The organism is Limosilactobacillus avium, from assembly GCF_947381485.1.
Lineage (GTDB): Bacteria > Bacillota > Bacilli > Lactobacillales > Lactobacillaceae > Limosilactobacillus > Limosilactobacillus avium.
On record NZ_CANCWN010000005.1, the window covers coordinates 68,496 to 82,837 of the forward strand.

The following is a 14,342-nucleotide window of genomic DNA, read 5'->3' on the forward strand; positions in this document are numbered from 1 at the left end:
GAGGAATCGCGATGCAGTTTATTAAAACCGACGCCAACGTTGACCTGGCGGAAAACATCGTTGAGACGACCAGTCAAACCGTCACCCACCTGGTGATTCCGGCGGGCAAGACCGTCCCGAAGCACCACGTTCCGTACGACGTTATTGTGGTGCCCATTAAGGGGAAGGTTATCTTTGGCGACGTTGACCACGACCACCATGAGACATTGGTACCCGGGGATATCGTGAAGATGGCCCCCGGTGAATGGCACGACCTTAAAGCAGTCGACGATACCGAAGTAATGGTGATTAAGTCAAAGTTACAATAGTTAAAAAGGCCACTCCGGGCTCCGGGGTGGCCTTTTCTGTGCTATGGTAGAAATAGTATTTTTCAGAGTAAGGAAGGCTATTAAATGGCAAAGCAGAAGAAAGAGCACATTTTTACGAAGGACGTTGTGCTGGTCATGGCCGCATCGTTTTTCTTTATGTTTAGTAACATGTATTGTAACCCCTTGATCAACGGCTACGCGAAGAGCCTTGGCGCCAGTGGGGCCTTTGCTGGGTTAATTGTGGGGATGATGAGTATCGTTGCCATGTTCCTACGGCCAATCGCCGGGAACCTGACCGACCACTTCTCCAAGTACCAACTATCGTTTATTGGTGGGGCCCTGAGTTTTATCGGGGTCATGGGCTACGTCTTTACACCAAATAGCGCGGTCCTTTTGCTTTGCCGGCTGGTCAACGGGATGGGTTATGTCCTGTGTACGGTCTGCATGACGACCTGGCTTTCCTACTTGGTGCCCTTCTCCCACGTGGGGGAGGCGATGAGCTTCTACGGCCTGATGAACGCCCTGGCGATGTCGCTAGCCCCGGCAATCTCAATTGATATCTACCCGGTCATTGGCTACCGGCTTGCGATCATTATCTCCGCCCTGGCCGCCTTGATGGTGGTCGTCACCATCCAATTCGTCCATAACCGGGCGCTGCCGACCGCCAAGGGACCAATCGACAAGGGGCACTTCCACCTGAAGATCATTCAGCACGACTCTATCCCCATTGCGGCGATGATCGCCCTGTTCGCCATCCCGTACTTCGCCACCCAGGCGGATATCGTTAGCTACACCGAACAGCGCCACCTGCCGATTGCCGTCGGGGCCTACTTCTTGATCTACGCGATCGTCCTTTTGGCCATCCGGCTCTTCTTACGGAACCAGTTTGACACGGTCCGTTTTGGGATCTGGTTGGTTGCCAGTTTAGTGGCCACCGCCTTTTATCTGGTAATGTTGGCGGTAATGCACACGAACTGGGAGATGGGCCTGGCCGCCGCCGGGATGGCCTTCGGTTACGGGACCATCTATTCGGTCTGCCAGTCAACGGCGATGATGCTCGCGCCCCAAAGTGAACGGGGGCTGGCGAGTGCGACCTTCTTCTTGGGCCTGGACATCGGAATGTCGCTAGGACCCATCCTTGGGGGCTTAATTGACGACTTTCTACCAGTTGCCCTCTTCTACCCGGTCATGCTGGTCATCGTTCCGCTGATATTGTTGATTTACCTCGGCAACCGCAAGAAGCTTAACGGGGCGGTTGCCCAGCACCAGGATATAAAGTAGGGGATCGAGAATGAAAAAGATTTGGCAAGAACTTCGACAAGCAAACCGGCAGTTTTACCGCCACTGGTTTCTATACCTGGCCCTCTTCATTAGCGTGGACCTGATCATCCAGCTAATTTGGATCCCCATCTTTCGCCTGATTACGACCTTCACCCTCCAAGCGGGGGAGATCCCCTTTGTCTCCTACCAGAACGTAGTAACGATCGTGACCCGCCACCCCTTTGTTGTCTTGATCCTTTTGGCAGAACTGGTTGCTATCCTCCTGGTAGTTTACGGCCAGTTTGCCATGATCCTGTTAGGGGTCCAGGAGATCAAGACGGGGCAGCTGGGGGTCTGCCGGCTGATCAAGGCTACCTTAACCCGGCTGAAGGACCTGCGCTTTAGCTCCCTTCTGGTTTTACTGGGTTACTTTGTCCTGGTGGTTCCCTTCGCTGACCTGGTCTTTCGGACCCCACTGCTTGCGAAGGTGCAGATTCCCCAGTTTATCCTGGACTACTTAACGCGAAGTGCCCTGCTGCTCACCGTCCTCTTGGCCTTTTACGCGGTGATGATCATCCTGGGCGTCCGTTTTCTCTACGCCTTGCCCCTGATGGTTTACCGGGGCCAGCGTCCCAAAGCGGCCCTCAGAACAAGCTGGTACCAGACCCGGCACGGCAAATGGTGGCCAGCAATTGCCCGCCTCATCGTGGTGGGCCTGGCAGGGGCAATCGTCGTTGCTATTCTGTATGCCGTAACAGTGGGCGCCCAGTTTGCCGCGGACCGCTTCCTTGGTAAGGGCGCGTATTACTTTGGGATCTTCGACATGCTGGTGGTCCAGCTCGGTAGTGAATTCTTTGCGGCCTGGGTCGGGACCGTCACGATCAACGTTATCTTCAAGCAACTCGTCGGTCCGGCCGGTGGGGGCCACTTTACAATCTCACGGGGGTTGAAGGCGGTCACCGTCGTTGCGGTCAGCCTGCTTACGTTGGTCACCGTTGTCGGCAACGCCCTCTACCTCAGCGGTAGTGAGGACCGGCGGCCAGTCACCGTCTCCCACCGGGGCGTGGCGGATGAAAACGGTGTCCAAAACACCATTCCGGCGATGGAAAAGACCCACCGCCTCCACCCAGACTACATTGAAATGGACGTTCACGAGACTAAGGACCACCAGTTCGTCGTCCTCCACGACGAAAACCTGAAGGAACTGACTGGGGTCAACAAGACGCCCCACCAGCTGACCCTCCGCCAGCTGACCCGACTGACTGCCCGGGAAAACGGCCACCAGGCCAAGATTGCCAGCTTCGATGACTATCTGAAGACAGCTGACCGCCTCCACCAGAAACTACTGGTCGAGGTCAAGACGACCCCGCAGGATTCGGCGGGGATGCTGCGGCGTTTTGTCCGGCAATACGGGCCCACTTTGGTTGCCTACCACGACCAGCTTCATTCCCTGGACTACAGCGTGGTCACGGGCCTGAAGAAATACGACCCCCACTTGGACGTCCTCTACGTCCAGCCCTATAATTTCACCTACCCGAATACGGTTGCCAACGGCTACTCAATGGAGTATTCGACCTTGACCTACGACTTCATCACCCTGGCCCACCTCCAGCACAAGTGCGTCTACGCTTGGACGGTCAACGATGATCAGGTAATGAAGCAGATGATGTACAAGAACGTCGACGGCATCATCACCGATAACCTGGTGGAACTCAACAAGGCCATCGCTAGCTACGAGGGGCAGCAGAGTTATGCCCGGCGGATTTTGACCTACATTATGGTCGTGCCGACGAGCACCGAGTTCGCGCCGTAAGGGAATCTTAAGAAAAGGACCGCCAGATTGTAATAAAGCACTGGTATAATTTAGTAGTTAATAAAAGGAATGGTGATTACAGTGTCAATCTATGGACCATACGAACAAAGCTTGTCCGCGGTCTTGACGCGGGTTGAACAGGAAATCCAACAACTGAACCAGCGGACCCTGGATGACCACCAGCCCAAGCTATATGAGCACCTGATTGGGCGGGTGAAGGACCCGGATAGCATGGTGGAAAAGTGCCACCGGAAGAACTACCCGGTGACGACCCATGCGGCCCTCCGCCAGTGCCATGATGCCGTCGGGGTCCGGCTGGTCTGCAACTTTATCAGTGACATCACCCGCTGCCTGGTAAAAATCCGGCAGGCGGACTGGTGCACGGTCGTTAAAGAAAAGGACTACATTACTAACGCTAAGCCTAATGGTTACCGGAGCTACCACCTGATTTTGGACGTGGTGGCCCCGTTTGAAGACGTGGATGGTCAGCAACCAGGGCACTTCTATGTGGAAATCCAGCTGCGGACGATTGCAATGGACTCGTGGGCCAGTTTGGAACACGAACTGAAGTACAAGCACAACATCAAGAATCCTGAACGAATCGGCAAGGAGCTGAAGCGGTGCGCCGACCAGCTCGCCTCCTGCGATGTCCAGATGCAGACGATTCGCCAGCTAATTCAAGAAGGATAGGTGAGGACATGCGAATTCTGCTAGCAGAAGATGAAGAACAGCTGGCCCGGGTCCTAAAAATGGCCATGACCAGCAGCGGCTATACAGTGGACGCCGTTGATAACGGGCAAAAGGCGGTCGACCTGGCGAAGGAGAACGCCTATGACGTGATTATCCTAGACATCATGATGCCCGTGAAGGATGGGATCACGGCCCTCAAGGAGATCCGGGAAAGTGGTAACCAGACCTACGTAATCATGCTGACGGCGATGGCCGAAGTTGATGACCGGGTTAATGGCCTCGACTCTGGGGCGGATGACTATATTACCAAGCCCTTCTCGCTCAAGGAACTACTGGCCCGCTTACGGTCACTGGAGCGGCGAACGACCACCAGCAAACAGGCCCTCCACTTTGACGATCTCACCCTGGATAGTGAGGAGCAGGTGGTGGAAAGCAGTAACTCCATCAGTCTGACCCGGGAGGAGACACAGATGCTGGCGTATTTGATCCGCAATGCCGGTAAGCCCCTGTCGCCAGCCGCCATTCTTGATAACGTGTGGGGAAACGAGGAAGCGGATGAAGAGGACGTCTGGATTAACATTTCCTACCTTCGTCAGAAGCTATCCTCAATTCAGTCGCACGCCCAGATTGCGGGTGAAAAGGGTGGCCCTTACATGCTGAAGGAGTGATGCTAAATGATTCAGCACTTTCGTAACCGGTTTATTGTTTTTTCTACCTGTGCGCTGGTCCTGGTGATTCTTCCCATCATCGGTGGCCTAAGTGCCATCACCTACTTTCAGTCTCGGCGAGAAGTTGATTCTGTCCTGACCATCCTGGTCAATAACGAGGGGCAGATGCCGCGGGGCCAGGTGAAGAACCAGCCGGCGATTATTCCCCAGCCGCACTTCACCCGGGAAAGCCTATCCCAGTACCGCTTCTTTAGCGCGACCATCCCGGATGGCAAGGGACCAATCCGAATCGACAACCAGCATATCCTGTCGGTCAGTCCCGCTGAAATTAAGCGCCTGGCCCAGCGGGTGCAGGGGCGGCAAAAAGGCCAGGGACAAGTACTCTACCGGCAGACGGTCTATGCCTATAAGCGCAAGCACGTCAAGGGCCAGACCACCATTGTCTTTTTGGACGAAAGCCTCCTAATGGCCAAGACCTGGGCCATCATCTATGTCGGCCTACTGCTCGGGGTTATTAGCTTGGTCATTTACACCACCATCCTGATTCTGTTCTCCCGGCGGGCCATTCGGCCGATTATTGAGGCCGAACACCGGCAAAAGGAGTTTATCACCAACGCCGGGCACGAACTGAAGACCCCGCTGACGGTGATTGAGGCCAACACGGAGATGCAGGAGCTAACCAGTGGGGAGAGTGAGCTGACAACCAGCACCAAGCAGCAGGTCCGCCGGCTGACCAAGCTGATCAACCACCTGGTATCTTTGGCTCGCCTGCAGGAGCAGCCAAGCTTTACCATTGAGCCCGTTAACGTCAGCCAGGTCACCGACAAGGTTGCCGATGGCATGGTAAGCGTGGTTAAGGGGGATGGCCACCAATACAGCAAGGAAGTAACCCCGGGCCTGGTGGTTAACGCCGACGAGAACTACTTCTATGAACTGGTCAGCATCCTCCTGGATAACGCCAACAAGTACTGTGACCCGGGTGGTGAGGTTAACATTACCCTCCGACCGAGTAAGCGGAAGAAGGGGGTTATCCTGACGGTGACCAATAGCTATGCCAAGGGCGACCAGGTTGACTTCAACCGCTTCTTTGACCGCTTTTACCGGGAAGATAAGGCCCGGACAGTCAATAAAAAGGCCGGCTTTGGTATTGGCCTGTCGATGGCCCAGATGATTGTTCATAACTTTGGCGGCAAGATTAGCGCCCACTACGCTGACGGAAAGATTTCCTTTACGGCAACGTTTAAGGCAGTTAATAACAAGAAGAAATAAGTAAAAGGTCCTCACACCTGAAATTGGTATGAGGACCTTTGATGTTTAAGTAACACGGTTTCTAATAGTCACCGTTCATGATGGAGTTCTTGACGATCACGTAATCAACTTTGCGGATGGACTCGAGGTCGCGGCCCCCAGCATAGGAAATCGAGGACTGGAGGTCTTCTTGCATTTCCTGCAGGGTGTCCTTGATGGAGCCCCGGAATGGAACCAGCATCTGCTTGCCTTCCACGTTCCGGTAGGCGCCCTTTTGCACCTCAGAGGCGGAACCCCAGTACTGTTTGTACTGCTTGCCGTCAATCGTGATGACGTGGCCAGGGGACTCCAGGTGTCCGGCCAGCATTGAGCCAATCATGACCATTGAGGCCCCAAAGCGGACGGACTTGGCGATGTCGCCGTTGTGGCGGATTCCCCCGTCGGCAATGATTGGCTTCCGGGCTGCCTTTGCGCAGAGCCGGATGGCGGCGAGCTGCCAGCCACCGGTCCCAAAGCCGGTCTTTAGCTTGGTGATGCAGGCCTTGCCGGGTCCCACACCGACCTTAGTGGCATCGGCACCGGCGTTTTCCAGGTCCAGGACTGCCTCGGGCGTGGCAACGTTCCCGGCCGTGACAAAGCTACCGGGAAGCTGCTTTTTAATATACTTAATCATTTTGATGACAAAATCCGAATGACCATGGGCAACATCAATTGTAATGTACTCTGGAAGCAAATGTTCGGCTTTTAGCTGGTCGATGAAGTCGTACTCCGCATCCTTGATGCCCACGGAGATGGAAGCAAAGAGCTGCCGTTCGTGCATCCGCTTGACGAAACCAAGCCGGTCGGCCGGCTCGAACCGGTGCATTACGTAATAGTAGCCGTTTTGGGCGAGCCAAACGGCCAGGTCCTCGTCAATCACACTTTCCATGTTGGCTGGGACCACCGGGATCTTAAAGGTTTTGGGACCAAACTTGACGCTGGTGTCGGCATCCTTCCTGCTCTTGATAATGCACTTGTTGGGGATTAGTTGGATATCATCATAATCGAACGTTTCCACGGCAATGACTCCTTTTTGTTAAAAATTACCGTATGTTATTATGCACTAAAGATCGGGACCCGTCAACAATAAGAGCGTACATTTTTTGAGCGATTTTCAAAAAATGTTCGAAAAAGCATTGACCTGCGCCGGCAATTTCGGTAGGATAGTGAAGTAAAAACGTCTTTTTACGAAAATAAACGATGAGGTGAAAATAATGTCATCAGTTGTTATTGTTGGTAGTCAATGGGGAGACGAAGGGAAAGGTAAGATGACCGATTACCTGAGTCAAAACGCGGACGTGGTCGTTCGTTCCCAGGGTGGTAACAATGCGGGCCACACCATCGCTTTTGATGGTAAGAAGTTTGCCCTGCGGTTGGTACCATCTGGTATTTTTGGAAAGGACAAGTTAGCGGTTATTGGTAACGGTGTTGTTATCAACCCACCGGCCTTGTTGAAGGAATTGCATTACCTCCAAGACAACGGGATTGACACTTCTGGCCTCCGGATTTCGAGCCGGTCACACGTTACCTTCCCCTACCACATTCTTTTGGATAAGTGCCAAGAAAAGGCCAAGGGTGACCACAAGGTAGGGACGACCAAGAACGGAATTGGCCCAACTTACATGGACAAGGTTTCCCGGGTCGGCATCCGGATGTGCGACTTACTGGAAAAGGACACCTTCAAGATCAAGTTGCAACGGAACCTGGCAGAAAAGAACGAACTGTTCACCAAACTCTACCACGTTGACCCAATCAACTTTGATGATATTTTTGAAAGTTACTATGAATACGGTCAAGAATTGAAGAAGTACGTCACTGACACTGCCCGGATCGTAAATGACGCAATTGACGACGGCAAGCGGGTCCTCTTCGAAGGGGCCCAAGGGGTAATGCTGGACGTTGACCAAGGGACCTACCCATACGTTACTGCTTCTAACCCAATCGCTGGTGGTGTCTGCACCGGGGTCGGGATTGGCCCTAACAAGATTGACACCGTTGTCGGGATTTGCAAGGCTTACTCCACCCGGGTTGGTGCTGGCCCATTCCCGTCTGAACTGACCGATGAAGTTGGTGACCAGATCCGGGAAACCGGTCACGAATACGGGACCGTTACCGGACGGCCACGGCGGGTTGGCTGGTTCGACAGTGTGGCAATGCGCCACGCACGACGGGTATCGGGTCTTTCCTGCCTGAGCCTTAACCTGCTGGACGTCTTGACCGGTCTGAAGACCATCAAGATCTGCAAGGCCTACAAGCTTGATGGCAAGGAAATCGACTACTACCCAGCTAGCCTGAAGGAACTGGAACGTTGTGAACCAGTTTACGACGAACTGCCTGGTTGGGACGAAGACATCACTGGTGTTAAGAAGTTCGAAGACCTGCCAGAAAACGCCCAAAACTACCTGAAGCGGGTTAGTGAATTGTCCAATGTTCCGTTGGCCACCGTCTCTGTTGGGGCCGACCGGATCCAAACGATTATCGTTAAGGACCCCTGGGACATTGCCGAAAAGTAATTGAAGATTTTAATAAGGAAGGGGGAGCGCCACGACGCTCCCTTCTTTTGTTGCGGTAAACACGGTATAATTAGGGCAATAATCTAAGGCGAGGTATTAAATAAAATGGCTAAAGTTGAAATTACCATGGTCCGTCACTACCTGGATTGGCCCCTTCACCAGACCATCAACCAGGCTGACCTGATGACCCAGCTGGGCGTGCACGCCACGGGGGTCAACGGGGAGGACCTGACCAACAAGGTTGTCCTAAACTTAACCCAGGTCAATATTGACCAGCAGGGTGAGTATCCGGTCGCACTGAGTGTAATGGATGCCAGCGGGCAGACCGCCCAGGAATCGGTGACGCTGCATGTCCGGCCGGCCAGTCAGATTGAGTCACCGGCCAAGCCGACACCGCAAACACCGAACAAGAAGAAACACTACTGGGCAATTGCCATCCTGGTAGTGATTATCCTATTGCTGGTGTGGTGGGGAGTCAGTGCCCATAACCGGGCCCAGCAACAGGAGCAGGCGGCAAATAACGACCAGCAGAGCAGCCAGATCGAACAGAATTCCAGCAGTATTTCGAAGCTGAGCTCGGATAACCAGAAGCTGGCTAACCAGGTTGCCCAGCTAAAGGGAGCGGCCCAACAGTACCAAAAGGATCACGACCAACAGGCCTTGAATAACCGCTTGGACAAAATCGAGTCGCAGAACCAGCAACTCCAGGACCAGACCCAGAGTTCCAGTACCCGGGAGCACTTAACCCAAGTGACGAACGTGGTTAACAAAGTTCGCCAGGACCCAGAGGACGGGGTAAACGTGGTGAACAACCTGAAGAAGCAACCGGGCTTTGACCAGATTTGGGATGCAGTTTCGCAGAAGTTGTCTTCCTGGCTTGACCGCTTCAGTAACTAATAATTGACAGTCATTTATTGGCCGATTAAAATAAAGTAAATACCCTTTAAGTGGCCCCGTGAGACCAGCAAGGAACGATGAAGAAAGTAACCGAGTTCTCCGTTAGTTTACGATGCTGATGGAGGACTTTTTTAAGATGGAATTGAGGATGGAAAAAGGAGGAGCAGAAAAATGGCACATGAAATTGTTGATGGGTCAAGTATGCAGCGGGCGCTGACCCGGATCACTTACGAAATTATTGAGCAGAACAAGGGGGTCGAAAACCTGGTCTTTGTCGGTATCAAGACCCGAGGAATTTACCTTGCCAAGCGGTTGGCCAAGCGGCTCGACCAGTTGGAAAACGTTGATGTTCCAGTGGCAGCGCTCGACGTTTCCTTATATCGTGACGACCGGCACGTTCCGGATAACCACGTGGAGCCGACTGTGCGAACGAAGCAGTTAGACGTTAATATTACCGATAAGCACGTTATCCTGGTTGACGACGTACTGTTCACGGGACGGACGGTCCGGGCGGCTCTGGATGCCCTGATGGACATGGGCCGGCCGAAGCGGATTTCGCTGGCGGTTCTGGTAGATAGGGGACACCGGGAACTGCCGATCCGGCCGGACTTTGTGGGTAAGAACATCCCAACGGCGGCGGACGAGACGGTCCACGTTGCTGTGGAGGAATATGACGGTCATGAGGATATAACGATTGAACGAAACTGAGTGCGGAGTGCCGCGGATTAGGGCCGTATGGCTAGCATAAGGCCGAACTTGACGCGGAACGCGTCGAGTTCGGCCTGTAGCTAGACAGTAGGTCCGGCGGCACGGAGCACGTTATCCACTAAATAAAAGGGAACATGGCAAAAGGGCTGGGCGCGAAGGCGTCCGGTCCTTTTGCCTGCTAAGCAGTAGGCACGCGGCCGCAGAGCACGTTATCCTTGAAGGAAAAGAAATTAGAAACGAACCCCAAGAAATAAATTATAATAAAGTTAACAAAATGTGGGGGGTGCAGTTATGGCGTACAGTTTTAAAAAAGAGCAGAAAGACTTATATAACCTGGGAAAGCGGCCGATGGTGATTGATGTACCTGCCATGAATTACTTGGCAGTTCGGGGGCACGGTGACCCCAACGAGATTAACGGTGAGTACCAACAATCGCTGCAGTTGCTGTACCCGGTTGCTTACACCATCAAGATGAGCAAGAAGGGTGACCACCACATTCCGGGATACTTTGACTTCGTAGTCCCGCCACTTGAGGGCTACTGGTGGCAAGATGGCGTTAAGGGCGTCGACTACCAGCACAAGGAGCGGTTCAATTTTATCTCGATGATCCGCTTGCCCGACTTTGTTGACCAGGCAACGTTTGACTGGGCAATTCAAACGGCGCAGGCCAAAAAGGGCGTCGATTTCTCTAAAGTGGAATTCTTACCCCAGCATGAGGGCCTGTGTGTCCAGGTCCTCCACGTGGGTTCCTACGATAATGAACCGGCGACGGTGGCTAAACTGCATGACTTCATTGCCCAAAAGGGTCTTCAGTTAGACATTAATGACCACCGTCACCACCACGAACTGTACCTTTCTGACCCCCGGCGGACGCAGGAAGCAAACCTGAAAACAGTTCTCCGGTTACCCGTTAAATAATTTTTTATTGCATTTGCAACAAAATTGTTATAGTATTTGAGCAAGGAGTTTTATCATGGTTGATATTTTACGCGAGATTGGGATGATTGACCGGGCGCTGGATTCAATCGCCAACATTGAGTTTAAGAAGGTTGACCTGGCGCGGGGGCAGTACCTGTACCTGGTCCGGATTTACGAGCACCCGGGAATCATTTCGGAACAGTTATCCAACCTGATAAAAGTAGACCGCACCACCATCGCCCGGGCAGTAAAAAAGTTAGAGGTAAACGGCTTGATTGAACGCCGTCGGGACCCCGACAATAAGAAGATCAAGCACCTTTACGTTACCGCAAAGGGAAAGCAGGTTTACCCCTTTATCATTCGGGAAAATGAACACTCGAACGCCGTTGCCCTTAAAGGGTTCACGGAGAAGGAGGCCCAGCAGTTGCACAACTTCCTTAGTCGGGCCCGCCACAATATTGACGGTGACTGGGATTTCGTAAAGCATGGTGGTAAGCGAAAATACTAGTGTTCAAGGAGAGCAAGATTATGAAGCAAGTAATTGTCGACCCAAGCTTCTGGGAAATCTTTCCGGATGCCCAGGTCAATATCCTATACGCAAACGGCATTGACAACCATGATGACCAGGCCAAGTTAACGGAGCGTCAGCAGTTGCTGAAAGACGCCACCGCTGCGGCGGGTCAGTTTCTAACGAACGAGACTTTCCGCCTGAACCCGGTTGTTGACCAGTGGCGGGGCGCATTCCAGCAGTTTAAAAAGAAAAAGGGTGCCCGTTCTTCAATTGAGGCGCTGCTGAAACGGGTTAACCAGGGCCGCAATTTTGACCCGATTGACCCCTTAGTGGACGTGTATAACAGTGTTTCCCTGACTTATGGTGTCCCGGTGGGAATCGAGGACCGGGATAAGATTGCCGGTGATATGCACCTGGGCCAGGTTGATGGGGGCCAATCCTTCCAGCCGGTTGGGGCCGACGGGGACGAGCCCACCATGCCAGGTGAGGTTGCCTACTATGATGACCAGGGCGCAGTCTGCCGGTGCCTGAACTGGCGGGATGCCCAGCGGACAATGCTGACGGCGGATTCACAAAACATCGTGGCCGTGATCGAAGCGGTCAATCCGGAGCAGGCAACCCGGGCCAACGAGGCGATGGCAGAATTAAGTAAGCTTATTAACCGTTACTTCGACGTTCAGCCCAGCCCGGTTTTCCGCCTGACAAAGGACCAACCGGTTGCGGTTGGTCCAGACAACTTGATGAAATAAAACGCAAAGATGCTGGGAGAAAACCATTTTTTCTCCCAGCATCTTTCAGTTTTCTGAATATTATACAGTAATCGCGGAAAACAGCGTACTCCTATACTAGCCATACGGAGCACGCTGTTGCTTTTCCCAGCTTGTTTATTTCCCGGGAAATTATTTATCTTTCCAATAACGGGCGTTTATTAGTAATTGCTTTGAGCGCTGGTCTGCTGGGCGGTAGCCACGGTTGAACAGGTGCTTGAAGTACATCATGTTGTACAAAAGAGCAAACGCTAGTGATGGCCATGGGAAATCCAAGAGCCAATTCAGCCCAAAGAACATGGCAACCAGGGCGTAGTCGATATCGAGAACGATCATTAAAATGAAATTGTAGTAGTCGCCCCGGAAGAGGGCCGGAAACGGGCCAAACCAGAGGGTCGTCCATGAAATTCCCACCTTGGAGATCCGGATGTCGCCTTGATCATTAACTATCTTTGCGTAATTTGGTGGTAAGGGGAGATTATTTAAGTTAAATGGGTTTTGACCGTCGTTATTGTTGTTGCCAAACGGGTTTTGCATATCTCTTTTCCACTTCTTTCTTATTAGATATTAATGATAACACACTCGCTGGGGCCACACTAATTTAATGCCGCAGCGATAACTTGACAACGGCTTCACAACGAGCAGTTTGCGGCATCATGTCGATTGGCTGGATGTAGTCAACGTGGTAGACACTGGTTAGGCGCCGGAGGTTGCGGGCCAGCGATGCCATCCCACAGGAAACGTAGGCAAACTTGCGGGGCTTAACCTTGAGAATCTGCTTGATGAGGGCTTCATCCAGGCCCACCCGTGGCGGGTCAACAACGAGGGCGTCGAACTGGAGCCCTTCGGCAAGCCACTTTGGCATCACGTCCTCGGCCTTGCCGACTTCGTAGTGGGCGTTTGCGATGCCGTTAAGCTTGGCATTGGCGTTAGCATCAGCCACGGCTTCGGGAATGACTTCCATCCCCCGGACTTCCTTAACCCGGGGTGCCAGAGACAGGCCGATCGTCCCAATCCCGGCATAGGCATCAATCAGGGTATCGTTCTTATCGAGCTCCAGGGCTTCGGCTGCCTGTTCATAAAGGGTCTCGGTTTGTTCCGGGTTGAGCTGCAGAAAAGACCGGGCAGAGAGCTTAAAATCCAGCCCCATCAGGCTCTCGGTGATGGCTTCCTTGCCGGCCAGGTGGATCATCTGGTCACCCCAGACCAGTGGCGTATCCCCCGGATTAACGTTTTGCATTACGGAAACAACTTCTGGTAGCTGTTCCGCAATTTTATCGAGGAGTTGGTGCTTGTGGATCAGCTTAGGGGTGTTGGTGATTAAAGTCAGCTGAATCTCGCCGGTCGTCCAGGATTCGCGAACGACGACCGTCTTGATGATGCCGCTGTTGTGGTCTTCATCGTAGACAGGAATCTGCAGTTCCTCAATCAACTTAACAACGGTGTTGACGACCTTCATCGTCCGGGGCATTTGGACGGCACACTCCTGCATGTCAACAATGTCGTGACTGTTGGGCTTATATAAACCAGCGACCACGTGGCCGTCAACCATCCGCATTGGGAACTGGGCCTTATTCCGGTAGTGGTACTGTTCCGGTGCGGCGATGGTCGGGCGCACATCGTAGTTGCGGTAACCGTAAGGCTGAAATTTTTCCAAACTGTCAATTACAACCTGGCGCTTAAACCTTAGTTGTTCGGGGTAGGCCAGGTTTTCTAGTTCGAAGCCCCCGGCCACGTTGGCGTAGCTATCGCGGGGGGCCACACGGTGCTTGCTCTTTCTCCGAATCCGGTGAATCTTGGCCTCAAGGAAGCGGGGGTGAACTTTAGTGACCTCCGCCACGACTACTTCACCGAGCAGGGCCCCGGGAACGAAGCAGACCTTGTGTTTAAAATAACCGATTCCGTGACCGTTGACTCCCAGTCGTCGGATCGTCAGGGGGAAACGGTCGCCAACATTAACTTCAACTTGTGACGCAGCTTTATCTTTTGCCATGCTTACTCT

General features: G+C 53.0%; 15 protein-coding genes. 12 read left to right on the forward strand and 3 right to left on the reverse strand.

The window, feature by feature from the left end:
• The first annotated feature begins 11 nt into the window (after positions 1-11).
• The 6 genes from QOS01_RS03090 to QOS01_RS03115 all read left to right on the forward strand — a co-directional run bounded on the left by QOS01_RS03090 (position 12) and on the right by QOS01_RS03115 (position 6,008).
• Complete coding sequence (locus QOS01_RS03090) at positions 12-308, forward strand: cupin domain-containing protein (protein ID WP_283621058.1); 297 nt, start codon at positions 12-14, stop codon at positions 306-308.
• Positions 309-392: 84 nt separating this feature from the next.
• Positions 393-1,589, forward strand: a complete 1,197-nt coding sequence (locus QOS01_RS03095) for an MFS transporter (RefSeq protein ID WP_283621059.1) — start codon at positions 393-395, stop codon at positions 1,587-1,589.
• 10 nt (positions 1,590-1,599) lie between these two features.
• Positions 1,600-3,381, forward strand: a complete 1,782-nt coding sequence (locus tag QOS01_RS03100) for a glycerophosphodiester phosphodiesterase (RefSeq protein ID WP_283621060.1) — start codon at positions 1,600-1,602, stop codon at positions 3,379-3,381.
• An 81-nt stretch (positions 3,382-3,462) separates the two neighbouring features.
• On the forward strand, positions 3,463-4,071 hold the full coding sequence (locus QOS01_RS03105; RefSeq protein ID WP_283621061.1) for a GTP pyrophosphokinase: 609 nt from the start codon (positions 3,463-3,465) through the stop codon (positions 4,069-4,071).
• 8 nt (positions 4,072-4,079) lie between these two features.
• Complete coding sequence (locus tag QOS01_RS03110; protein WP_283621062.1) at positions 4,080-4,739, forward strand: response regulator transcription factor; 660 nt, start codon at positions 4,080-4,082, stop codon at positions 4,737-4,739.
• A gap of 6 nt (positions 4,740-4,745) precedes the next feature.
• Positions 4,746-6,008: a sensor histidine kinase gene (locus tag QOS01_RS03115; RefSeq protein WP_283621063.1), complete on the forward strand. Its 1,263-nt coding sequence runs from the start codon at positions 4,746-4,748 to the stop codon at positions 6,006-6,008.
• A 61-nt stretch (positions 6,009-6,069) separates the two neighbouring features.
• On the opposite strand, the gene QOS01_RS03120 is transcribed toward QOS01_RS03115, so the two are convergent.
• Complete coding sequence (locus tag QOS01_RS03120) at positions 6,070-7,044, reverse strand: GMP reductase (RefSeq protein ID WP_283621064.1); 975 nt, start codon at positions 7,042-7,044, stop codon at positions 6,070-6,072.
• Between the two features lie 196 nt (positions 7,045-7,240).
• Here QOS01_RS03120 and QOS01_RS03125 point away from each other — a divergent pair, with 196 nt between their 5' ends.
• From QOS01_RS03125 to QOS01_RS03150, 6 genes are all read left to right on the forward strand, one after another.
• On the forward strand, positions 7,241-8,539 hold the full coding sequence (locus tag QOS01_RS03125) for an adenylosuccinate synthase (protein ID WP_283621065.1): 1,299 nt from the start codon (positions 7,241-7,243) through the stop codon (positions 8,537-8,539).
• 105 nt (positions 8,540-8,644) lie between these two features.
• Entirely contained in the window at positions 8,645-9,436 is a 792-nt protein-coding gene (locus tag QOS01_RS03130) for a hypothetical protein (protein ID WP_283621066.1), read from the forward strand.
• A 171-nt stretch (positions 9,437-9,607) separates the two neighbouring features.
• Positions 9,608-10,144 carry a bifunctional pyr operon transcriptional regulator/uracil phosphoribosyltransferase PyrR gene (gene pyrR / locus QOS01_RS03135; RefSeq protein WP_047769868.1) on the forward strand — a complete coding sequence of 179 codons (537 nt, stop codon included), beginning with the start codon at positions 9,608-9,610 and terminating at the stop codon, positions 10,142-10,144.
• Between the two features lie 291 nt (positions 10,145-10,435).
• Complete coding sequence (locus tag QOS01_RS03140; protein ID WP_283621067.1) at positions 10,436-11,062, forward strand: GyrI-like domain-containing protein; 627 nt, start codon at positions 10,436-10,438, stop codon at positions 11,060-11,062.
• Between the two features lie 55 nt (positions 11,063-11,117).
• Complete coding sequence (locus QOS01_RS03145) at positions 11,118-11,570, forward strand: MarR family winged helix-turn-helix transcriptional regulator (protein ID WP_283621068.1); 453 nt, start codon at positions 11,118-11,120, stop codon at positions 11,568-11,570.
• Positions 11,571-11,590: 20 nt separating this feature from the next.
• Positions 11,591-12,322 (forward strand): B3/B4 domain-containing protein, encoded by a 732-nt coding sequence (locus QOS01_RS03150; RefSeq protein ID WP_283621069.1) that lies wholly within the window; start codon positions 11,591-11,593, stop codon positions 12,320-12,322.
• 150 nt (positions 12,323-12,472) lie between these two features.
• On the opposite strand, the gene QOS01_RS03155 is transcribed toward QOS01_RS03150, so the two are convergent.
• Positions 12,473-12,877 carry a hypothetical protein gene (locus QOS01_RS03155; protein WP_283621070.1) on the reverse strand — a complete coding sequence of 135 codons (405 nt, stop codon included), beginning with the start codon at positions 12,875-12,877 and terminating at the stop codon, positions 12,473-12,475.
• Between the two features lie 64 nt (positions 12,878-12,941).
• Positions 12,942-14,333 (reverse strand): 23S rRNA (uracil(1939)-C(5))-methyltransferase RlmD, encoded by a 1,392-nt coding sequence (gene rlmD / locus QOS01_RS03160; protein WP_283621071.1) that lies wholly within the window; start codon positions 14,331-14,333, stop codon positions 12,942-12,944.
• Between the last annotated feature and the right edge of the window lie 9 nt (positions 14,334-14,342).